1 protein-coding gene is annotated in these 635 nt (G+C 64.4%); it reads right to left on the bottom strand.

Annotated features, from left to right (window positions below):
• On the bottom strand, positions 1 to 635 hold a 635-nt coding region (locus LHA35_RS28475), incomplete at both ends, for a manganese catalase family protein (RefSeq protein WP_226615284.1).

Genomic DNA, 635 nt, shown 5'->3' with positions numbered 1-635 from the left:
GGGCTGAAGGTATAGAGCCGGCGGTGCGAACCCTCGGCGAGGTATTTCTGCGCCTCGGGGATGTTGCCCAGCGGGATGTTCGGGGTGGGAAGCATCTTCTCGATCTCCACGCCCGTCAGCTTCTTCAGCGCCAGCGCATAGGCATGCGCATGGACCGAGCCGCGCACCAGGAGGTAGCCGCAGACCTCGCGGCCCGTGGGGTCGGACAGGCTCTCATAGACCCGCAGCTTGTGCAGCCGCGCGCCGCATTCCAGGTGGAAATTGTGCAGCAGGTCGAAGACGACATTGCCCGTCGTCGTCACGAAATCCTTGTTCCAGGACAGGCCGTTGCTGTCCACCGGCACGGCGCCGCCGCCATGCGAGTAGAATCCGGCGGCCAGCCGGATGTCCTTCATCATCTCCATCGGCGCGCCGGTGATGTCGCCGCCATTGCCGGTGTCGTCGCCCTTGCTGTCCGGGCCGTTGTTCAGCATGGCGACGCCGTTGCTCACCAGCTCGACATGGCCGAGCTCCTCGGCAGTGATGCAGGCGACCAGGCTGTAGAAGGAGGCAAGCTTGGTCTTGCTGCGGAAGTTGAAGCTCTGGAACAGGTAGTTGCCGAGCGTCGACATCTCCCCGTACTTGCCGCCGAGCAG

Source organism: Roseicella aerolata, assembly GCF_020523605.1.
Classification (GTDB): domain Bacteria; phylum Pseudomonadota; class Alphaproteobacteria; order Acetobacterales; family Acetobacteraceae; genus Paracraurococcus; species Paracraurococcus aerolatus.
Note: the sequence above shows the minus strand (reverse complement) of the source record. Positions and strands in the feature narration are given on the sequence as shown.